Source organism: Variovorax sp. 10N432 (assembly GCF_056394465.1).
Map to the genome: position 1 here is coordinate 49,036 of NZ_JBFTHX010000026.1, position 19,675 is coordinate 68,710.

Annotated in this window: 17 protein-coding genes; all 17 read right to left on the minus strand. The window is 70.8% G+C overall.

Annotation, left to right across the window (positions count from 1 at the left end; all coding sequences use genetic code 11):
• Nucleotides 1-9: 9 nt before the first annotated feature.
• The 17 genes from AC1DF3_RS25615 to AC1DF3_RS25695 all read right to left on the minus strand — a co-directional run bounded on the left by AC1DF3_RS25615 (nucleotide 10) and on the right by AC1DF3_RS25695 (nucleotide 19,569).
• A complete protein-coding gene (locus AC1DF3_RS25615) occupies nucleotides 10-2,034 on the minus strand; it encodes a hypothetical protein (RefSeq protein ID WP_478141271.1) in 2,025 nt (674 codons plus the stop codon).
• Nucleotides 2,031-4,817 carry a putative baseplate assembly protein gene (locus AC1DF3_RS25620; RefSeq protein ID WP_478141272.1) on the minus strand — a complete coding sequence of 929 codons (2,787 nt, stop codon included), beginning with the start codon at nucleotides 4,815-4,817 and terminating at the stop codon, nucleotides 2,031-2,033. The genes AC1DF3_RS25615 and AC1DF3_RS25620 overlap by 4 nt, the downstream gene beginning before the upstream one ends.
• Nucleotides 4,814-7,282, minus strand: a complete 2,469-nt coding sequence (locus AC1DF3_RS25625; RefSeq protein WP_478141273.1) for a putative baseplate assembly protein — start codon at nucleotides 7,280-7,282, stop codon at nucleotides 4,814-4,816. The genes AC1DF3_RS25620 and AC1DF3_RS25625 overlap by 4 nt, the downstream gene beginning before the upstream one ends.
• A 230-nt stretch (nucleotides 7,283-7,512) precedes the next feature.
• Nucleotides 7,513-7,872, minus strand: coding sequence for a GPW/gp25 family protein (locus tag AC1DF3_RS25630; RefSeq protein WP_286538078.1), 360 nt, complete (start codon nucleotides 7,870-7,872; stop codon nucleotides 7,513-7,515).
• Nucleotides 7,872-8,192, minus strand: a complete 321-nt coding sequence (locus AC1DF3_RS25635; RefSeq protein ID WP_286538080.1) for a hypothetical protein — start codon at nucleotides 8,190-8,192, stop codon at nucleotides 7,872-7,874. The genes AC1DF3_RS25630 and AC1DF3_RS25635 overlap by 1 nt, the downstream gene beginning before the upstream one ends.
• Nucleotides 8,192-8,689, minus strand: a complete 498-nt coding sequence (locus AC1DF3_RS25640; RefSeq protein WP_286527253.1) for a phage baseplate assembly protein V — start codon at nucleotides 8,687-8,689, stop codon at nucleotides 8,192-8,194. The genes AC1DF3_RS25635 and AC1DF3_RS25640 overlap by 1 nt, the downstream gene beginning before the upstream one ends.
• Nucleotides 8,686-9,822 (minus strand): hypothetical protein, encoded by a 1,137-nt coding sequence (locus AC1DF3_RS25645; protein WP_286538081.1) that lies wholly within the window; start codon nucleotides 9,820-9,822, stop codon nucleotides 8,686-8,688. The genes AC1DF3_RS25640 and AC1DF3_RS25645 overlap by 4 nt, the downstream gene beginning before the upstream one ends.
• A 3-nt stretch (nucleotides 9,823-9,825) precedes the next feature.
• A complete protein-coding gene (locus tag AC1DF3_RS25650) occupies nucleotides 9,826-10,113 on the minus strand; it encodes a LysM peptidoglycan-binding domain-containing protein (protein ID WP_286538082.1) in 288 nt (95 codons plus the stop codon).
• A 3-nt stretch (nucleotides 10,114-10,116) separates the two neighbouring features.
• Nucleotides 10,117-10,788, minus strand: coding sequence for a hypothetical protein (locus AC1DF3_RS25655; RefSeq protein ID WP_286538084.1), 672 nt, complete (start codon nucleotides 10,786-10,788; stop codon nucleotides 10,117-10,119).
• Nucleotides 10,785-11,021: a hypothetical protein gene (locus tag AC1DF3_RS25660; protein WP_478141274.1), complete on the minus strand. Its 237-nt coding sequence runs from the start codon at nucleotides 11,019-11,021 to the stop codon at nucleotides 10,785-10,787. Before AC1DF3_RS25660 ends, AC1DF3_RS25655 begins: the two co-directional genes overlap by 4 nt.
• Entirely contained in the window at nucleotides 11,018-13,009 is a 1,992-nt protein-coding gene (locus tag AC1DF3_RS25665) for an ATP-binding protein (RefSeq protein ID WP_478141275.1), read from the minus strand. Before AC1DF3_RS25665 ends, AC1DF3_RS25660 begins: the two co-directional genes overlap by 4 nt.
• Nucleotides 13,006-14,223 (minus strand): Pvc16 family protein, encoded by a 1,218-nt coding sequence (locus AC1DF3_RS25670; RefSeq protein WP_478141276.1) that lies wholly within the window; start codon nucleotides 14,221-14,223, stop codon nucleotides 13,006-13,008. The genes AC1DF3_RS25665 and AC1DF3_RS25670 overlap by 4 nt, the downstream gene beginning before the upstream one ends.
• The gene (locus AC1DF3_RS25675; RefSeq protein WP_478141277.1) at nucleotides 14,220-15,038 is read right to left on the minus strand and encodes a hypothetical protein; all 819 of its coding nucleotides are present in this window, start codon (nucleotides 15,036-15,038) and stop codon (nucleotides 14,220-14,222) included. Before AC1DF3_RS25675 ends, AC1DF3_RS25670 begins: the two co-directional genes overlap by 4 nt.
• Entirely contained in the window at nucleotides 15,038-15,778 is a 741-nt protein-coding gene (locus tag AC1DF3_RS25680) for a T4 family baseplate hub assembly chaperone (RefSeq protein ID WP_286538089.1), read from the minus strand. Before AC1DF3_RS25680 ends, AC1DF3_RS25675 begins: the two co-directional genes overlap by 1 nt.
• 26 nt (nucleotides 15,779-15,804) lie before the next feature.
• Nucleotides 15,805-16,323, minus strand: a complete 519-nt coding sequence (locus AC1DF3_RS25685) for a phage tail protein (protein ID WP_286538090.1) — start codon at nucleotides 16,321-16,323, stop codon at nucleotides 15,805-15,807.
• A 10-nt stretch (nucleotides 16,324-16,333) separates the two neighbouring features.
• Entirely contained in the window at nucleotides 16,334-17,887 is a 1,554-nt protein-coding gene (locus tag AC1DF3_RS25690; protein ID WP_478141278.1) for a phage tail sheath family protein, read from the minus strand.
• A 170-nt stretch (nucleotides 17,888-18,057) separates the two neighbouring features.
• Nucleotides 18,058-19,569 carry an eCIS core domain-containing protein gene (locus tag AC1DF3_RS25695; protein ID WP_478141279.1) on the minus strand — a complete coding sequence of 504 codons (1,512 nt, stop codon included), beginning with the start codon at nucleotides 19,567-19,569 and terminating at the stop codon, nucleotides 18,058-18,060.
• Between the last annotated feature and the right edge of the window lie 106 nt (nucleotides 19,570-19,675).

Below are 19,675 nucleotides of genomic sequence, written 5' to 3' on the forward strand. Positions count from 1 at the left end.
CTCGGAGGCTCAGTCGGCGAAGAGCAGGCCGCCGTCGAGTCCGACGCGCAGGTACTCCGCCAGGCGCAGGCGCAGGTTGCTCTCGCGCTGCTGGGCCATCTGTTCGTGGTGGACGCCCATTTCGGCGCCGTCTTCGGCGCCGGTGCGGATCTCGATCGCCGAGCGCCGGGCCAGTTGGCAGTAGGACGGGTCGCCGTAGCGCAGCGAATCGAAGAGCGGCACGACGCGGCTGGCGTCCGCTGCTGTCGCCGGCTGGCAGCGGTAGCGGCGCGGCACGATCGAATCGAGCGGCAGGTAGGAGAAGCGCAGGCAGCCCTCCTGCCGCCGCTCGGACCAGACCGGCGCCGGCCAGGGCGGGGCAGCGCCGCCCGCAAGGCTGGCGCGGGCGTGGAAGATGCAGTTCGAGGCCGCCCCGATCATCGCGCTGTGGACGCGGCCGACCAGCGTGCAGTCGGTCGCCTGCAGTGCGCCGCCCGCCGCGTTGCCGTCGACCGCCGCGAAGGCCACCGAGGCCGGATCCCCGGCGTCGACGATGCAGTGGCTCAGGCTCACCTGGCACTCGGCGGCGATGCGCAGCGCGCCGACCACGCAATGGTCGAGCTCGACCCGCGTGCCCTTCGTCTCGACGATCAGGCTGGGCGCGCCGGGCTGGGCGGCGCTGCCGTCGCTCTTCAGCGTCGACCCCGGCACCAGCGTGCAGTGCAGCAGCCGCAGCGTGTTCGGGCCCTGTCCGTTGGCGGTGGCCGCCAGGTGCAGCGCCGCGCCGCTGATGACCAGCCCGTTGAGCGTCAGCTCGGAGCCGGCAGCGCCGCTGATCTTCAGTTCGCCCGCCAGCTGCAGGACCGGCCGCGTCTGGTCGGCGGCCCGCAGTTCGACGACCGCGTCGGCCGCCAGCGCGACCGACGGTGTCTCGGCCCAGGTCGCGCTGCTCGGGAACTGCGCCGCGCCCCCCGCGCTGACGGCGCCGAACGCGGCCTGCACGCTGCCGTTCGCGGCCTGGACCTCGACCACCGGTTGGAGGCCGAGCGAGAGCGTCGACAAGCGCTCGTATTCGCCGCCGCCGAGGTCCGCCTCGGTGGCGCGATGGAACCATACCGCCAGCGGCCTGGATGGCGCGGCGGCGAAGGCGATGCGGCCGCGCTGCGGATCGATCAGCACGCTGCCCGCGGCCGGCACGTGCGCCCACTGGGTGCCGGCGGCATCGAGGTCCGACAGATCGGCCGCCAGCAAGGTCGTGCCGGCGGGCAGGCCGGCGATGAAGAGCGACGCGTCCGGTCCGTGGAAGTCCGCCATGCCGGCGGCCAGCGCGCGGCGGCTGATGGCCACCGGCAGGTTCGATTCGCGGGCCAGCGGCGCATCGGCCGGCAGCGGCTGCGGGCGGTTGAACAGCTGCGTGTCGGCGCCGAGCGGATCGAAGAAGAAGCGCAGGTTGTCGCGCGCGAAGGCCGTGGCCTGCGACAGGCCGGCGCTGCGCTGGGTCCACAGGTGGATGCCGACGTTCGGCAGGTTCCAGCGGCCGCCGCAGCCGAGCCCGCGCACCTCGACCCCGTGCGCCGCGCCGTCGAAAGGCGAGCCGATCCGTTCGAGCAGGGGCTGGCCGCGCAGGTCGACCGTGCCGCCGGCGCCCGGCCGGACGTGCTTCACGCACTGCGTGGCCGCCAGCCCGAGGAAGTATTCGACGACATGCGCATCCCAGCCCGTGACGTCGCGGGCCAGCCGCTCGAGCACGGTGACCGTGCCCTTGCCGCGCCGCAGGTTGATGGTGTTGGCCACCTCGGCGCGCGGGCTGCTGACGGTGGCGGCCACGCCGTTGAGTTGCCGGTAGCCGATCAGGTCGCCGATGTAGGGCACGACCCAGTCGGCGCAGGTCTCGATGAACTGGTCGTCGTAGAGCTGCGCCAGGTCTTCCTGCAGCACCTGCACCTGTTCCGCCAGCACGTCGAGCAGGCGCGCCAGCGCCCCGCCCTGGTCGGCGTCGCGCAGCCGGTAGATCGCGGGCAGCAGCTGGAGGAGGGCGGCGCCGTCGAGTGTCATGGAGGTGCCTCCGCCCAGGTTGCGACCAGGTCCAGCGGCCTCGGGTCCAGCGTCAGCAATTCGGCCGCCAGGACACTCGCGTCGGAGCCGACCTGGGGCAGCGCCGCATCGATCTGCGCGTTCTCGCGCAGCACGGCCAGGCGCGCCGCCGGCACGAAGAGGGCCGTGTCGGTGCGCCGCAGCGCGCTCACCTGCACCGCCACCACGCCCGGCACGCCCTGCAGCAGCGCGATGACCTCGCTGCGCGCCACCGCCTGTCCGAAGCCGCGGCGCGCGAACGAGAACGCATCGCGCGCCGCCTGCTGCGCGGCGGCCAGCACGGCGTCCATGTCGCGGGCCGGATCGATCATCAGGTTGGCGCTGAAGGTGAAGGCGCCGCGCCTGTAGCTGCTGAGCCTGACCGGCACGTTCGGCTCGGCCGCATCGCCGATCGCCGAGAGCAGGTGGCCGAAGACCGCGCCCCCCGATTCCACGTCGGCACCGTCGATGCCGGCCACCGTGAGGAAGACGCCGCGGGTCTGTCCGAACCAGGTCCAGGTGGCGCGCGCCTTGGCGATGCCGCCGAAGGCGCGGGCGAAGTCCTCGTAGTCCTGCAGCGAGACGATGCGCCCGAGCGTGCTCAGGCCGAGCGCGGCGTTGGCGCGTATGTCGTCCGCGGTCTCGGCGTCGGCGCCGCCGGTGGCGGGCGTGGGATTGGTGACGCCCTGCACGCCGAGCGGGCGCGTCTGCAGCAGCGTGAGCTGGCCGGCGCCGACATTGCCGACCGCGCCGATGCCCTTGCGGTAGCTGGCCACGATGTTCTCGGTGCCGGTCGGAGGCCGCGCGCCGTGGCTGCCGTCGCCGAAGCCGACGACGGTGCTGCCGTCGTCGTCGAGGCGGGCGACATAGACGCGGTCGCGGGGCCCGCTGCCGAAGAAGTCGTGGACCTCGCGCCACTGCACGCCGTTCACGCGCAGTGCCAGGGTCGATGCCACGCCGCTGGGCGTCGCCGCGCTGACATGGGTGAGCGGCGACTGCCGCAAGGTGAAGCGCTGCGACGGCACGGCGGCATTGCCGCTGCCGAGCACCTCGCTCACCGCGCTGCCGTGCGTGGCGGCTGCCACGTTGCCGTTGATCGTGACGGTCTTGCGCACATAGGCCTGGGTCAGCGCGCTGACCAGGGTCAGGCTGGTGCCGCCGTCGGCGCCGATGGCGTGCGCCACCGCCTGGATCTGCACCATCTCGCTCGCCAGGTTGCCGGGGGCATCGGCGAGCTCGCCGCTGACGATCAGCCGCTGGCCGGCATGGAGGCCGTCGACCCAGGTGTCGAGGTCGATCTGGCTGTCGGCGGGCAGCGGGTCCTCGTTCGGCAGGCGGGCCAGGGGCAGGGCCTCGCTCTCGGCCTGCAGGGTGGCGCCGCGGTAGCTGCTGAAGCTCGGGTAGGCGATCGACACCGGCCCGCTGTCGCTCTGGCCGACCACGGACAGCCGGAGTTGGGTCACCTTGCCGGTCATCGTGTATTTGGCGATGCCGTGCTCGGCCACGCCGTCGACGTTGGCGACCACCCAGTGGTCGCCCTGGGCATCGCTCCATCTCAGCGCGGCGAAGCTGGGGGCCGCATCGCCGCCCGGTGCAATGCGCGGATAGCTGGCGTCGAGCAGCGGGTCGAGCACGTCGGCGGGCGGCACCCAGTCGCCGCCCGCCACGTACTCGTCCGAATACTGGCCCGAGATGGCGGCCGGCAGGCTGCGCGGGTCGGGTGCGTTGTAGCCGAAGAGCGAAGCTTTCGTACGCAGCGCGTAGATGCTCGGTGCGACCGGCGGCGACCAGGCCGCGAGGGTCCGGAACAAGTGCCTGAGCTTGAGCCCGAAGCGCCAGCCGAAGACCTTCAGGTCGTCGGCGCGCGCGACGAAGGGCACATGCGCCGACAGCGCCTGCTGCGTGACGAAGGACCAGTTGCGCGGCGCGGCGAAGGTGGCCGTGATGTGCAGCGGCACGGTGTCGGCCCGCAGCGATTCGAAGGCGATCCGCGGGCGCCGCGGGCGCGGCGGAGGTGGCGCCGGTGCCGGCACCTGGGCCCCCGAGATCGCCGGTCGCAGCGTCACGCGGGTCTGCTGCTCGGCCGCCATCGGCGTCACGCCAGCCACCGTGCGCAGCACCGGGCGGCTGCCCGCGTCGCTGGGTGCGACGACCACGCTGTCGCCGGGCTTGAGCCCCGTCGACACGCCGCTCAACAGGACTTCCGTCGTGTCGGCGTCCACCGTCTGGGCCAGGCTGAGGCTGGGGCGGAACGCATTCCATTCGACCCTGGCCGGGACGGCCTCGAGGGTCTCGAAGGTCTGCGGCAGGCCGCCGGGCAGGGGAATGCTCTGCACCCGCGTGCCCGCCGGAACCTCGACCGCCGTCGGCGCCGCGCCGGGCGCCTGCATCAGCGTGAAGGCGAGCCAGGTGCTCGCGGCCACGCCGGGCTGAGGCACATAGCCGACCAGTTCCGACAGGCCCGCGAGCGATCGCCGCTCGGTGGCGGTGCGCAGGAAGGATTCGTTGGCGATGCGCTCCTGGTAGAAGCTGAGCACGTCGGCGACGCTGGCCCAGGCGTCGATCAGGCCGAGCGTGAAATCGCCGGGGTCGCGCGTGCGCAACTCGGGCAGGGTGCCCAGGCGCGCCTGCATGCTCTCCTTGAAGAGCGGCTGCGTTCCGACCCGGTAGCCGATCGCCGACAGGCCGGCGCGGTTGGCCACCGGCGCGGGCGTCTGCGGCGACGTGCCGGCGCAGGCGCCGCAAGCGTCCAGTTCGACGTTCATTTTCCACCCCTCACCGCGAAGCTGAACACGCCACGCTCCGGAAAGTCCGGGTTGTTGTCCAGCCGGGCCACCTCGAGCCGCCCGATCGGCAGCACGCCGGCGTCCAGTGCCGCGCGGCCCGGCTCGCCGCGCCGCTGGAAGGTCGTGATCTGCACCGATTCGACGCCGTCGATGGCCATCGCCGCCGCATAGAGCGGACTCGAATACACGTCCTGCCCGATCCGGAAGTTGTCGGGGTGGAAGAGCCCGAGCCGCCCGTCCGGCCGCACGCGGCTGTTGAAGACTTCCGACAGGGCCTGCGCGACCTCGGCGCGGAAGTAGTCGGGCCGCACGCGGACCTCCATCGCGATGTCGAGCGGCACGGCGATCGGGGCCTCGATCTCCAGGTCGTGTCCGGCCATGCGCAGGCTGTCGAGCGACTGCGCGAGCCGGGCCTGCGACTCCGCATCCAGTGCGCCGCCGCCGAAGGGGTCGACGGTGACGAAGACGCTGCGCCAGCTGCCGGTCCAGCGCATCGTGGCGGCCGCGCTCTGCACGCCGGGCAGCTGCGCGGCCAGGCGGGCGTAGTCGTCGGTCGTGACCGCGCGCTGCTGCGTGCGCAGCGCATACGGCGCGTTGGCGCGCACCGAGGCGATGCTCTCCGGCTCGCTGCCGCCGCTTGCCGGCAGCGGCTGGCGAACGCCGACGATGGCCGGGTCGTCGGTCACGATGCGCACCAGCGTGCCGGCGCCGACATTGCCGGCGCTGCCGGTGCCGACGCGGTAGCTCGCGCTGAACGTCGTGCCGGACGCGGGACGGCGGCCGTGGCTGCCGTCGCCGAAGCGAAGCCACCCCACGCCCGCGTCGTCGGGCTCGACGACGAAGTGCGGATCGTCCGCATGGCTGCCGAGCAGGTCCTGCTGCGCGAACCAGTCGACCGACAGGCCTTCAAGCTGGCCGGCGAGCTGGATCGCCGGCGCGGCGCCCGCGGCATCGGGCTGCTGCAGCGCCGCGGCCGAGGCGGTGACATCGGTGGGGTCGAAGGGCACTGTCCAGGTGAGCGGCGACCGCGCCAGCCGCGGCCTGAAGCGCGGCGGCACCGGCTCGCGACGGGCGGCGCTGCACATCGCGCCGCTCGCCGCCGGCGCGCGGAACAGGGTCGGCGCGGGCACCTCGCCGATGGCCTCGGCCGCCGCGAGACGCTGGCCATGGTCGGCCATCACGATGTTGCCGCGGGCGACGCTGATGTCGCTCACGTCGCTCTCCGTGTTGTCCTTCGCGATGCGGGCCGAGAGGCAAAGTGGAAAGGCCAGCGCGTCGCCGGCGGCCCATGCGATCTGCGTGACGGGCTGCTTGTACAGCGGGTCCTGCAGCGGCTGGCCCTTGGCATCGTCGACCGAGACGCTGACGAGCCGCACCGCCTGGCGGTGGGTCGGGTCCGCGTCCGCGGCCAGGCCGGTCTCGGGCCCGAGCACTTCCTCGAACACCAGCACGTCGCCCGGCTTCAGGTTCGGGAAGCGGCCGCGCAGGGTTGCCCGCGTCGCGCCCCGGGGCAGCGCGCAGCGCCGGTCGCCCCAGGTGTGGAAGCCGATCTGCTGATGGGCCTGGAACAGCGTCGCGGCCTGGGCCGTCTCGAACACGACCGGAAGACCCGCCAGCGCGGCGGCGTAGCCGGCCCTGGCGACCACCGGCGCAGCGCCGGCCTTGCCGCCGAGGACCGGCGTGTGCGCAGGCAGCGCCACGTTGTCGGCCTGCACCTGCACCTGCACCCAGGCGCGGGCGCTGCAGCCTTCCTGCATGAAGTAGTCGACCAGCCGCGCATGGCGGCGCACCGAGGTCCGCAGCCGTGCCGTGCCCAGGTAGGCCTCGGTCGCCACGGCGTCCTGCTGGTAGCTCAGGTAGTCGCCGACGTAGGCCAGCATCTCGACCAGCGCGACGCCGAGGTCCGCCACGTGGCTCTCCTGCCAGCCGGGCACCTGCGTGGCGAGGCGGTCGAGCATGAGCTGGCGAAAGCCCGCGTAGTCCTTCGCCAGGTAGTTGAGCTCCGGCACCGTGGCCACGGCGGGCGCGCAGGCAGTCGACGACTGGCAATCGAAGGGCGATGGGCAATCCACCTTGAACGAGAACTGCGCCGACGCCAGCACCGGGTCCATGCCCGTCATCGGCAGGCCGCTGCCGTCCGGTTGCACGAGCTGCAGCGTGTAGGTCGAGAAGTCGCCGGGCTGGTCGACGTGCAGCACCAGCACGTTGTTGTCGTAGGTGGGCGGCCGGTCGACCACGATGCCGGTGAAGCGCTCGCCGCCGCTGATGCGCACGTTGGCCGCCGTGATGCCCGCGGGCGCGGGAGCGCGCAGGAAGTGCACGCGCAGGCCCTGCTGGAACTGCGCGCCCACGTCCACGACCTCCACGAAGTCGATGCCGTTGAGCGTGGTCGAGTTCGCGACGTCGATGCGTCGTTGGGCGTCGCAGCAGAGGGTTTGGTCCATGTCAGCGGTCCACTGCTTTCGGGCTTGAGATTTCCGGGGCGCGTGCCGAGGGCGTCGTTGTGTCGCCCTTGCCGAGGATGAACCACCGACTTGATGGCTCACGCCGATGGTGTGCTCTGCGCAGTGAAATAAAGGAGGAGGCCGCAGGCCGGGGGACATTCGCGGAGCAGAGCACACCGTCGGCGTGAGCCCGCCCCCTCGTTCCCACAACAGAAGAGCCGGCCTTCATGCTATCCACCCCCCCGAGTGAACTCGGCAGACATACGCTGCTGCGTCGCAAGCACCACGTACTGCACAGTCACCGTCACCGTGCTCTCCACGCTCTCCACCTGCACGCCGGTGAACTTGATCAGGTCTCCGAGCCACTGCTGCAGCGCACCCTGTACCAGGAACTGCGTGGCGGTCGCCAGTTCGGGGCTGGTCGGTGAGAAGAGAAGCTGCGCCAGCCCGGTGCCGAAGGTCGGCCGGTTCACGCGCTCGCCCGGCGCCGTGAACAGCACCTGCTCGATCAGGTCACGGATATGGTCGTCGCCGGCGGCTTGTGCCGTGCGGCCCTGGGCGTCGAATCCGTAGGGATAGGCTAGCTGCATCACGTTCCCCTCGCGCGGACTTGCGAAGGCGCGACCAGCACGCCGGTGCCGTTGGGCACGCACTGGGCCTGGCTGTCGACCAGCAGCACCGGTGCGCCGCCGGCCCTGACGCGGGTCGCCACCGTCGTCCAGGCCGCGCTCACGCAGGGGCTCGGCGCGCCCGAGACATTGAAGGGGCAGGCCGAGACCATGTAGGCCGCCGCTTGCGTCACCACCGCCTGCTTGTTCAGCGTGACGCGCGGGAAGGGCGCGGTCGCCTTCGCCTGCCCCGCGTGCATGCAGGTCACCACCGAGGTCTGGTCGAGCAGGAAGCCGGGCATCAGATCACCTCCAGCGCACCGTCGTTGATGGACACGCCGGTGGCGCCGATCGCGATGCTGAACGCGGCCATGGCGAGCTTGATGCCGTCCGAATCGAGCGTGAGCTTGAGCGGCACCGCGACCGCCGGCGGACTGACCTCCAGGATGAAGCCGCCCACGCCGGGCAGGTCGCTCATCTGGAGACTGATGCAATCGGTCTTGAATACCTTCATCTCGGCCACGGCCGGCATCGCCGGCACCTCGCCCGCGCCCCAGAAGCAGCCGCTCCAGATCGGCTGCTCGGGATTGCCGCCCTCGAACTCGACCCAGATGTTGGCGCCGACCGGCGGCACGGCGAAGAAGCCCACTCCCGAGCCGCCGTAGGGTGCGCAGGGCAGGGCCCACGACAGCGTGCCGTCGCCGAGCACCGCGGCGACGCTGACCTGCACCCGCCCGAGCATCATCGGATCGACGTTGTTCTCGACCTTGCCGCGGTACTTGCCGTAGAACGGAGTCATGTTCGTACCACCGGGACAGTCGATCCCCAGCCCTCGCGCGCCAGCGTGAACGACTGCGAATAGTTTTCCTTGCGGATGCGGTGCCTGACGTTCTTCACGTACCAGAGCCCGTCGTGCAGGTAGCCTGCCCCGCGCACGCCCACCACGCCGCGCGGCTGCAGGATGTCGCCGTAGCGCAGGGCATCGAGCTCGCCGTTGGCGACCACCAGGTCCATCGAGTCCTCGATGAGTGCCTGCGCGCGTCCGTAGGCCTGCATCGCATCGACGCCCGACTCGCGGAACCGGGTGGTGCGCACGTTCGGCTGGTTCACCAGCCAGGCGGGCAGCGCAGCCAGCGGCGGCCGAAGGCTCGCGAACAGCCGCACCGGCAGCGCCTGGTTGGTCAGGCGGTCCTGCACCTTGCCGCTCACCTGGGTCGGCCCGAGGCCGTTGCTGTGGACGCTGAAATCGCGGACGTTGGTGTTCGGCCCCATGTTCACCGTGATCGCGCTCTGCGGCAGGCCGGCGCGAACCGGCGGCCCCCAGTAGGCGGTGTTGGTCATCGGCACCGGGCCGGGCACGATGTAGAACACATAGCCGTGGCGCAGCGCCAGGAAGCGCAGGTGCTCGAGGTCGGTGCGCAGCTGCACCGGCACGCGGTCGATCGGCAGCGGCGGATCGATCACCGGCGGCGGGATCAGGTTCGGAACCAGGCCGTACTCGGCATAGCTGCCGATGAGCTTCAGCGCGACCAGCCCGTCGTCGAGGCCGACATGCTCGGCGCTCTTCTCCTCGAGGTCGAGCTTGACGCTCACGTCGTCGCCGGTCAGCGTGATGAAAGAGCGTCCGGGCTCGTTGCTGGCGGAGAACTCGCGCTGCGTCACGAAGCCATCCATCAGCACCCGCGGCGTCGCGTTGAAGGTCACGATCACGATGACCCGGTTCCAGGTCTGCAGCAGCGGACTGGCGAGCAGGGCGTAGTCGAGCAGGTCGGCGGGCCCGGAGCGGCCGACCTGGAAGCGGATCTGGAAGCCCGATCGATCGTCGCCGGTGTGGACCTCCACCTCCTCGAGCGCCTCCATGATGTCCACGGGCGCCGGCAGCGGCACCGAGGGGCCGATCAGCAGGGTCAGGTGGATGCCGAGGAAGTCCATGGCTCAGAACTGGGGCGATGCGATGCGCAGCACGCGGCCGATCGTCGCGGTGAGTTCGAAGGGATCGAGCGCATCGTTGGCGTCGCAGATGCGCCAGTACTGCTCCGGATCGCCGAAGGTGCGCGCCGCGATCAGGTCGAGCCGGTCGCCCTGCGTGACCGTGACGCCCATCACCAGCGGCATCGCGCTGCCCGCCGGCAGGAAGCGGCGCCCGAAGTAGCTTACGGCGCGCCCGCCGGGGTCCGTGTGGGTCAATACCGGAAGGCTGGCATAGCGGCTGGTCGTGGCCATGGTCTACATCCCCGTGCTGACGCCGCCGCTGAACGACAGCGAACCCGACGCCGACGCATTGCCGACCGTGTTGAGCGTGGCCATCGTCTCCTTGGCCACCTGGTGCGCAAGGAACAGCGCATAGCCCGGATGCGTGATCGGCAGGTCGTTGTAGCTCAGCACGCGAAGGCCCAGCTGCACCCTGGCGCGGGTCGGATTGAGGTTGACGTCGTAGGCCTCCTCGGTGATCGAGAAGGTGCTGATGCGAACCGGCAGCACCCGCTGCGGCCCCCAGATGAACAAGGTGAAGGGGGCGGCCGGCGGAATGATCTCGATCGTCCCGACCGCCAGCAGGATCGTGTTGGCGATCACCAGGCTGCTCTTCGGATAGACCAGCATCTCGAGGGCCGAGAGCTGAGGATAGATGCCCGAGCTCACCGCCAGCGGGTTGGCCTGCTCGAGCTGGTCGGTGGCATCGATCTCGACGTCGAGCGAGATGGTCTCGACCGGTGCGCCCTTCAGGCGCAGTGCCTCGCCGCGGTCGCCATCGTCCGAGCGCGTGGTCTGCGCCTCGATCTGGCGCGTCATGGTGTCGGGGTTGTACTGGAAGCTGATGATGCTCGCGAGCGGGTTGAACGGATCGATGCCGACGATCGCGCCCTTCACGAGCCGAGGCGAGCCTGGGAAGCCGCTCATGGCCGGCCTCCGCGCGCCGCGGGCGGCAGCGCCTGGTGCACCGCCGCGGCGATGCGGTGTTCGAGGCGCTGCCCCGGGGCAGGTCCCTGCTGGACGGCCGGCTGGCGCGAGGCCCCGGCGTCGATGCGCTGCGCCAGTGCCTGTGACACCGCCTGCGCCAATCGCTCGCGATCGACCCTGCCACCGTTGTCCGTGTCGACGACCAGGCGGTCGATGTGAAGCTCAATCTTCATGCGTGTGCTCCCTGAACGGCCGCGGGCCGGAAATCCGCTTCGTGGATCGGCCGCCCGAGCTTGAGAAGCTCGCTGCGCGCGGCCTCGTGGACCAGCGCCATGGTCACGCTGCCGCCGCGGTGGGCGGCGAGGAAGGCGGCGTTCAACGCGATGCTGTGAATGCTCCCGCCTGTGCAGTCGAGCCTTGCAAGCTGCGCCGGGTCGAGCCCTTCGACCGGCGTGTCGGCGGGAAAGGCTCGCTGCCACATCAGCGCGCGCTCGTGCGGACCGGGGTAGGTGAATGGCACGACGAAGCGCAGCCGCCGCATGAAGGCCGCGTCGAGCGAGCCCTTCAGGTTGGTCGCCAGGATCGCCAGGCCGCGGAAGGCCTCGATGCGCTGCAGCAGGTAGTTGGTCTCGATGTTTGCGTAGCGGTCGTGGCTGTCGCGCACCTCGCTGCGCTTGCCGAACAGCGCGTCGGCCTCGTCGAAGAACAGGATGCCGCCGCCGTCTTCCGCGGCATCGAAGATGCGCTGCAGATTCTTCTCGGTCTCGCCGATGTACTTGCTGATCACCGCCGAGAGGTCGATGCGGTAGAGGTCGAGCGCGAGCGCGTTGGCGATGACTTCGGCCGCCATCGTCTTGCCGCATCCGCTCTCGCCGTGGAACAGCGCGCTGAGCCCCAGGCCGCGGCTCATCTTTCGCTCGAAGCCCCAGTCCCCGTAGACCCGGCGGCGCAGGGCGACCTGGGCCACGATCTGGTGCAGCAGCGACAGCGCCTCCGCGGGGAGCACGATGTCGCTCCATTCGGCCTTGGGCCGGATGCGCTGCGAGAGCATGTCCATCTTCGAATGCGCGCATTGGCGGCAGGCCGTCCAGAGCGCCGAGGCGAGGCCGTCATCGCCGCTGTCGCCGTCGTCGCCGGCCGCGCGCCCGGCGCTGCGCACCATCGACGCGATCTGCGGCAGGTTGAAGTTGAACTGGCTCGCCAGCCGCGACGCGAGCGCCTCGCGCGATTCGCCCAGCAGGTCGAGCCAGGCCTGCGTCTGCTCGGTGGCGCTGGGCCTCTCGATCGCCGTCACCAGAAGCCCGTCGCGGCCGCCGGCACCGAGCGCATGGGCGTCCCGGGTGGCGACGAAGGCCAGCGCGTGCAGCCGGTCGAGCAGCCGCCCCAGCACGGCCGCGCTCGCATCGGACGATTCGCCGGCAGGCAGGTCGTGCCCATCGATGTAGAGCGCCAGCGGCATCAGCAGGCACTCGCGCCGCCAGAGCCGGCACCAGGCCTCGAGATCGGCGCCTTGCGCCGGCAGCGCGGACAGCCCGACGCGTTCGAGGCGCAGCCCCAGCCCGGCCGCGACATGGGCCGCCACCAGCTGTTTGCTGGCGACGTCGATCCCGGTCAACTGCAGCGCCGGGGCGCCGCCTTCGTCGGCGGACCTGCGCACGAAGGCCAGCAGTGCATCCACCGCCGACTGCTGCGAGGGCGGCAGCGCCTGCAGGTCGTCGGTGTCGATCGGCAGCAGCGAAGGCGCGATGCGCTCGTCGGCGCGATTGAGGCCCTTGATGTAGTCGACGATCCGGTCGTCGGCCCGCAGCGCGCTCATCGTCAGCGGCATCGGGCCGCTGGCATGTACTTCGACCAGGCGCCAGTAGCGCAGCGGCCGGTCGGGAGAAAGGGCCTCCCATGCCGGATCGTCGAACAGCACCATCGCGAGCGCGAAGCTCGGCCAGGGCCGGGAGGGTTCGTCGAGCGCCTGTGCGCAGAGCCCGCCGATGCGCGTGTCGAGCGCCGCCGCAGCGCACAGCAGCAGCACCTTGCACTCGAACGTCGACAGACCCAGCCGCTGCGCGAGCACGGCCAGGGTCGGCACCGCCACGAGTTCGTCCGCGTCGACGGCTGCCGCGGGCGCGCTGCGATCGGCCAGCCGCTGCAGCCGATCGCGCAGCCACGCGAGCGCCGCCCCGAGCGCCAGCTCGTTGCTCTGCAGGGGTGTGGCGCCGGCGTTCATGTGAGTGTCACCGTCGGGCCCACGTACTGGTGGAGGGTCGGGCTCCCGGGCGCTTCATCCGTCACCAGGGCACTGCAGGCGCCGTCGACCATCACCCGGGCCAGGTAGCTGCGGGCGACGAAGTTGGCGGGAATGGGAAACGAGACCGTGCTGCTGGTGTCGGGGTCGCCCGGCGCATGCGGCGCCGACGCGACCTGCTCGTCGTCGAGCAGCAGCACGGCGCGCTGCGTGCGGCCGACTGGCGGCGCCACCTGCAGCTGCAGCACCGCGCCGCGCGCGACGCTGATCGGCGAGGCCGCGGCGATGCGCGGGCTGAGCATGAAGGCGGCGGCGTTGGACTCGAAGCCGACGCCCGGATGCACCACCGGCGGCGCGCCCAGCGGCACTTCCTGCACCACTCGCACGGTGTTCACGCCGGCCGGGACACCGGGAGGAAGGGTGAAGGACAGCGTCCGATCGGCGACGGTCGACGGCGCCACCCGGAGGCCGGCCACCACCACCTGCGTCGCCGGGGCACCCAGGTTCGCGCCCACCAGCGTCATGGTCGCGCCCGGCACGGCGACCTGCGGCGTGACCTGGTCGATCGAGGGCGTGCGCAGCGGCGCGACGACGATGCTCGCGCTGCGCACCGGGGGCGCGATCTTCCCGGGCCGGGCGCTGTCGATCAGGACCACGGAGGCCTCGTAGGCCGCCGACAGGCGGTACTGCGTCTGGTAGGCCATCCAGAGCTTCGACATCTCCTCGAAGCCGAGCGAGTGCGGCGTGATGCGCACCCGCTCGACCTGGCCCTGCACGTCGGCCGCGCCCAGGGCATCGGCGAGGTCGGCCGGCATCAGCAGCGGGTTGTCGTGCAACGCCAGCATCGCGCGGCCGAGGAGCAGCTGCGCGATCAGCTCGTTGTCGTCCTGCCCGAAGGCCGTGAGCATGTAGTGCAGGTTGAGCGCGAGCGGCGGCTCGCCGCCGGCGGGGCCGCCGCGCGGCGGCAGGCCGTTGCTCAGCGCCGGGTTGGGCACCGTGCTGTAGAGGTACAGGTTGAGCAGGTTGCCGTTGGCCGAGAAGCTGCGCACCTTGTCGAGCGGCAGCGTCGTCACCTGGACCTGGGTGGTGGGCACGGTGTCGGCCGGCAGGTTGGCGGGCAAGGGAGCCTGCAGCGCCTGGTTGACCAAGGCGCGCAGGCCGCGCGTGACGCTGGCGATGGCGAGCGCACTGCTCATCGCCCATGTCCTCCGGCACGGCGCTGCAGGTAGTCCTGCAGGCTCATGCGCGGCGCGGCGCGCGCCGGCTTCGCCGAAGGCCGGCGCGGCGACGCTTCGGGAGATCGAAGCTCGAGCCGGCCGATCGTCACCTGCACCACGGCGGACGGATCGGTGGCCGCGGCCGTCGCATCGCGGCGTTTCGGCGCGGCTGCGGCGGTCGAGGCCGGGGAAGGTGTGCGCGTGTCGATCGAAGGCCGTGCGGCGGCGTCGGTCGGTTCTCGCCACGGCGCGATGCGGCTCGCCATGTCGGTGATCGGCGTGCGGGACGGCTCGGCTGCGGCGGGCAGCGCAGGCGAGGGCATGGGCGCAGCGTCCGGCCGCGGCGATGCGGTGCGGATGGCGGGCACTGCGGTGGCGACCGCATGGACCGACGCCGGACGTTCGGCCGACGCCGGACCAGGTCCTTCGCGTGGCGTCGTTCGAACGCCCTGCAGTGCGGGCGTCGGAACTCCCTGCAAAGCATGCTGGACCGACGGCGGGTCGGAGATCTCGTGGATCACGGAAGCCCGGCGCTTTTCTTGCGGGTCCGCGTCGACGCTTGCACGCGGCGTCCGCATGGGTGACGCAGGGCTCTCATCCCCCCGGTCTTGCGCCACAGGCGCCGGCCGCGTGCGCGCCAAGGGCGCAGGCAAGACCTCGTCCTCGCTGGCCATGCCGGGCGCCGCCATGGATGCGTTCAGCGGATCCGCAGCCTCGAAACGCGACAAGGGACGCGGCCTGATGAGGGGCCGGGGCTCGACGAGTCGCGCGGCGAGACGATCGAGGTAGCCCATCACGACAGCACCAGTGCGAGATAGGCGTCGCGCCGGACGCGGCTCATCGACAGGATGTCCGCCTCGCTCCAGCCGTAGCGCGAGGCCAGCGCATCCACTTCGGCGAGCAGGCGCGGCGCGCGGGCCTCGACCTCGGCCCAGCAGAAGGCGGCGAGATCGATCGGCTCGCCGAGGACCGCATCGCACGCCGGGCAGGTCATCGAGATCATCAGCTCCGCGGCCGGATCGGCGGCTTCCATCCAGGCGGCGGCTTCCTCCAGCAGCGCCGGCGGCAGCGCCTGCGGCGCCATGGCCTCGCCCGTTCGCGTCGTGCAGGCCAGGCAGCGGTCCAGCAAGCGGCTGTAGGCATGCCGGACATCGTCTTCGTCGGCGAGCGCGATGCTGTCCGCCACGGTCGGCAGTCTCATCTCGACGCGCAAGTCCCCGGACTCGACAGTTCGCGTCGGCGCGGCCTCGGCCGGCACGGGCAACCCTGCCGCAAGCGCACGCGCGTCGAGTTCGAACTCGAAGGCCTCGCCGCACTGCGGGCAGTCCGCGACGCAGGCGAGGCGGGCGCCGAAGCAATGCGCGTGCAGGTCCAGCAGCCGGCGCTCCCGCTCGCCGAGGCTCAGCCCGGCCAACCGGCCGCTCGCCAGGTCCGGCGCCGCCACCGCGAGCAGCGCGGCGGCACGGCGCGGCAGCGTCTGGCGCCGCATGGTTTCCCACAGGTGGAGCAGGTCGGAGTCGGCCAGGGTGTCCATGGCAAACGCGCGGTGAAGGGCGAGGATCAGGCGTTGATCGTCGGCTCGGTCGGTTCGGTGACGGAAGTGTCGCGCGCCCAGCCTTCGTTCTCGAGCTTCAGGTGCTGGATGGCGATCGCATTCGCATTGGCATCGAGGTCGGGCAGGGCCTGGAACTCGGACACCCAGCAGCGGTACACGTTGTAGGCAATCACCTTCTGGCCCGCTTCGTTGTAGACCTCGATGATGATGTCCTTGCGGAAATCCTTGAGCGAGACTTCCGCGCCGAGGCCGCCGCCGAAGTTCCAGACCTTGCCGGCCCAGTTCTCGAACTCGGGGTCGTGCGTCACGCCGCGCTCCAGCGTGATGGCGTCGAACTCGGTGCGCCCCGGCGACTTGTGCGAGGTGCTGGGATCGCCGCCGTCGCGGTGCTTGACCACTTCGGTCGTCTTCTTGAGCATGCCGACCTTGCTCACGCCCGCGACATACCGGCCATCCCACTTGACCCTGAACTTGAAGTTCTTGTAGGGGTCGACGCGAAAGGTGTTGACGGTGAACTGGGCCATGGTCTTCTCCTCAGGCGGCGATCTGGCCGGCCAGTTGCTGCAGGCGGATGACGACGAACTCGGCGGGCTTGAGCGGCGCGAAGCCGACCAGGATGTTGACGATGCCGAGGTTGATGTCGTTCTGCGTCGTCGTCTCGCTGTCGCACTTGACGAAGTACGCGGCCGATGGCGTGTGGCCCTGGAAGGCGCCCTGGCGGAACAGGTTCTGCATGAAGGCGCCGACGTTGAGCCGGATCTGCGACCACAGCGGTTCGTCGTTGGGCTCGAAGACCACCCACTGCGTGCCGCGGTAGAGGCTTTCCTCGATGTAGAGCGCAAGCCGGCGCACCGGCAGGTACTTGTAGTCGTCGGCCAGCAGGTCGGCGCCGCGCATCGTGCGCGAACCCCAGATCACGCGGCCGGAGACCGGGAACGAACGCAGGCAGTTGATGCCGAGCGGATTCAGCACGCCGTTGTCGCCGTCGCTCAGGTTGGCCTGCAGGCCCTGCACGCCGTTGAGCGCCGCGTCCAGTCCGGCGGGTGCCTTCCAGACCCCCCGCGTGCCATCGGTGCGCGCGATGATGCCGGCCACCACGCCGCAAGGCGCGAAGACGTCGGGCTGTCCGTTGAGCTGCGGATCGGACTTGATCACGCGCGGGAAGAAGATCGCCGCGTTGCGTGCCGCGTCGCCGGTCAGTCCCAGGCTGGCGACGCCGGTCGACGGGTCGGAGGCCTTCGCCGCCGCGGTTTCCTTGACCTGCGCCCAGGCGGCCAGCGGATCGACCAGCAGCACCGCGCGGCGGGTCGCGCAATAGGCCATCGCCGCCTGGTAGACCGCCGCGGCCGTATCGCCGCCACGGGTGTCGGGCGGGATGCACATCAGGTTGAACAGGTCGGCCTTGTCGAGCGCGAAGATGCCCGTCTTCAGGCTCGCGGAGCCCAGGTAGTCGGCGTTCGCGAGATGCGCGCTGTCGACGCCGCCGGCCAGTGCGACGGTGCCCGGCTGCGGTCGCGTGGCAGGCGCGATCGGATGGCCGGCGTTGTCCAGCGCCACCTTCGCGAGCAGCGAACTGCTGTCGAGCACGCGGGCCACGAAGCGCGGGCTGGCCGCGCTGGAGGAGACGTTCAGGAACTTCTCCGTGGCACCGCCGGCCTGGGTGATCGTGAGGTTGTAAAGCGTGGTGTCGGTCGGGTCGCGCGTGGCGTCGTCGACGATCGCCTTGAGCGCGTTGCCCCAGGTGCCCGGACTCGACGCGACGAGGTCCAGCGCCTCGCCGTTGGCGCCGCCCGTGACCAGCGCCGCCGAGGCGGCGACGGCGCCCGACTGCAGCCGCACGATGATGGCCTGGCTGCCGCCGTTCAAATAGAAGTCCTGGACCGCGTAGCTCAGTGGATAGTCCATCTGCACGCCGCCGAACAGCCGCTCGAAGTCGCCGAAGCTGGTGATCAGCGCAGGCTCGCTCACGGGTCCCTGCGATGTCCTGCCGATGAAAGCGGCGACCGAAGTCGCCACGCCGGTGATGGTGCGCACCCCGCTCGGCACCTCCTCGATATAGACGCCGGGGGACAGCAGTGCGGAAGGCATGGTCGACACTCCTTGTTGCAAATCGACACGACGCGCGGTCCTGGAGGCAGCGCCTCGCGCCAGGCCGACGGATCGATGCCCGAAGGGGAGCCGACATTACCCGCGCGAAACATGAACCGCAATAGACTGTGGGCCATAGGCATAGCGCCATGCCCTCGAAGGCCTGCGCCTCAGGGCGGCACGTTGGCCGGGTCGAGGCTCTTGCGTGCCTCGATGCACTTGTTGCGATCGGCACCGGCCGCGAAGGCCACGGCACAGACGTCTTCGGCCAGCAGCGGATAGTTGTTGTAGGCCATCTTGCTGTAGGCATCGCGGGGGCCGGCCGTCTTCTTCATCTGCTGGACGAACAGGCTCAGGCGCATCTCGAGCCGCATGCTCGATCGGCTCGAATGGCTCTCGATGTAGTCGTAGCGGTCGTCGAGTCCCAGCGCATGATGGACCTCGTGCGAGAGCGTCACCGGGCTCGATGCCCAGTTGCCCGAGTTGGGCCATTCGCAGAACTTGACGGTGAACTCGAACACGTCCGGCCCCGACTTGTCGACGAACACGATGTCGACGTAGTAGCCCTTGGTCGTCATCGAGATCGAGCGCTCGATCGCATCCTCGAGGCCCTTGATCTTGGACACCTCGTCAGGGGCGCCGTTGAGCTTGACCTTGATCTTCACGCGGATGTTCTTGGGATCGCTGCGGTCCACCTTGTACTTCTTGCCCTGCTCGCCGGTCCTCTCGACCATGTTGGTGGCCGAGGCGACCGAGAGCTCGTCGACGTCGCTGTAGGCGCCGCCCCATATCGCCTCGGTCTTGAGGGCCTTGTCGACGACCTCGCGGTTCTGCTTGGCGACGTCCGGCGAGCAGCCGTAGCCCGATCCCGTCGAGGTGCCGACGAAGGGCGTCGCGATCGCCTTCAACAGCTTGAAGAGATAGTAGAGACGCTGGCCCTTGGCATCCCCGAGCGGCTTGGTCCTGGCCTGCGCGATGATCCAGGTGACGTTGCCCTTGGACACGCCGTCCAGCGCCTTGAATTCGGGGGCGGCCAGGATCTGGGTCTCGAACGCCGTCGCCTCGGTTTTCCATTCGGCCTCGGTCTTGCGCTGTACTCGCGGCGTGGCGTGGCCCTGCTGCAGCGTGTGCACCAGCTCGTGCGCGAGCAGCAGACGTCCGGCGTGGTGGTCGGGGTCGAACTTGCCGTGGCGAAAGTGGATGTGGTTGCCGATCGTGAAGGCCTGGGCATTCAGCTGCCGCGCATGCTCGTTGTCCGAGGCATCCGCATGGATGCGCACGGCGGAGAAGTCGGCGCCGAACCGGCGTTCCATGAAGAGGCGAGTGGCCGGGGGCAGGGCACGGCCGCCGCCGGTCGCGCCGAGGCCTTGGGACAGCGATTCGGCGACCGCCTCGCCCGGCTCGGGGGATCGCTGCAGCAGCCCTTTCTCCTGCTCTTCCTCGCGTTCGCATCGGGCGCAGGCGCGGCTGATGCGCGGGGGCCCAGGCGTGAACGACAGCTCGTTGTCGGGCGCACGCAGGACCTTCTCGGCAATGCGGTCGGCTTCGTGCTCGAGCGGATCGTCGACCGCCCCGATCGTGAGCTTGCGCTGGACGATCCCGTGCAGCGGCGGTGCCACCGCCCACGCTGTGCGGCTGGCGGATTTTCGGACCTGTGTCCTGGCGGCCTGCGGCGCGTACATGGATCGACCCCTTCCGGAACGAAGTGGCGGGCGACGAGACAAGCGAACGGCATATTAGCCCTGGGCGTGCCGCTTGGGGATACGCCGAAGGTTGGGGGCGCCGCGC

Coding starts and splice junctions, on each gene's coding strand:
- AC1DF3_RS25615 (WP_478141271.1), bottom strand. CDS start 2,034: ATGACACTCGACGGCGCCGCCCTCCTCCAGCTGCTGCCCGCGATCTAC.
- AC1DF3_RS25620 (WP_478141272.1), bottom strand. CDS start 4,817: ATGAACGTCGAACTGGACGCTTGCGGCGCCTGCGCCGGCACGTCGCCG.
- AC1DF3_RS25625 (WP_478141273.1), bottom strand. CDS start 7,282: ATGGACCAAACCCTCTGCTGCGACGCCCAACGACGCATCGACGTCGCG.
- AC1DF3_RS25630 (WP_286538078.1), bottom strand. CDS start 7,872: ATGCAGCTAGCCTATCCCTACGGATTCGACGCCCAGGGCCGCACGGCA.
- AC1DF3_RS25635 (WP_286538080.1), bottom strand. CDS start 8,192: ATGCCCGGCTTCCTGCTCGACCAGACCTCGGTGGTGACCTGCATGCAC.
- AC1DF3_RS25640 (WP_286527253.1), bottom strand. CDS start 8,689: ATGACTCCGTTCTACGGCAAGTACCGCGGCAAGGTCGAGAACAACGTC.
- AC1DF3_RS25645 (WP_286538081.1), bottom strand. CDS start 9,822: ATGGACTTCCTCGGCATCCACCTGACCCTGCTGATCGGCCCCTCGGTG.
- AC1DF3_RS25650 (WP_286538082.1), bottom strand. CDS start 10,113: ATGGCCACGACCAGCCGCTATGCCAGCCTTCCGGTATTGACCCACACG.
- AC1DF3_RS25655 (WP_286538084.1), bottom strand. CDS start 10,788: ATGAGCGGCTTCCCAGGCTCGCCTCGGCTCGTGAAGGGCGCGATCGTC.
- AC1DF3_RS25660 (WP_478141274.1), bottom strand. CDS start 11,021: ATGAAGATTGAGCTTCACATCGACCGCCTGGTCGTCGACACGGACAAC.
- AC1DF3_RS25665 (WP_478141275.1), bottom strand. CDS start 13,009: ATGAACGCCGGCGCCACACCCCTGCAGAGCAACGAGCTGGCGCTCGGG.
- AC1DF3_RS25670 (WP_478141276.1), bottom strand. CDS start 14,223: ATGAGCAGTGCGCTCGCCATCGCCAGCGTCACGCGCGGCCTGCGCGCC.
- AC1DF3_RS25675 (WP_478141277.1), bottom strand. CDS start 15,038: ATGGGCTACCTCGATCGTCTCGCCGCGCGACTCGTCGAGCCCCGGCCC.
- AC1DF3_RS25680 (WP_286538089.1), bottom strand. CDS start 15,778: ATGGACACCCTGGCCGACTCCGACCTGCTCCACCTGTGGGAAACCATG.
- AC1DF3_RS25685 (WP_286538090.1), bottom strand. CDS start 16,323: ATGGCCCAGTTCACCGTCAACACCTTTCGCGTCGACCCCTACAAGAAC.
- AC1DF3_RS25690 (WP_478141278.1), bottom strand. CDS start 17,887: ATGCCTTCCGCACTGCTGTCCCCCGGCGTCTATATCGAGGAGGTGCCG.
- AC1DF3_RS25695 (WP_478141279.1), bottom strand. CDS start 19,569: ATGTACGCGCCGCAGGCCGCCAGGACACAGGTCCGAAAATCCGCCAGC.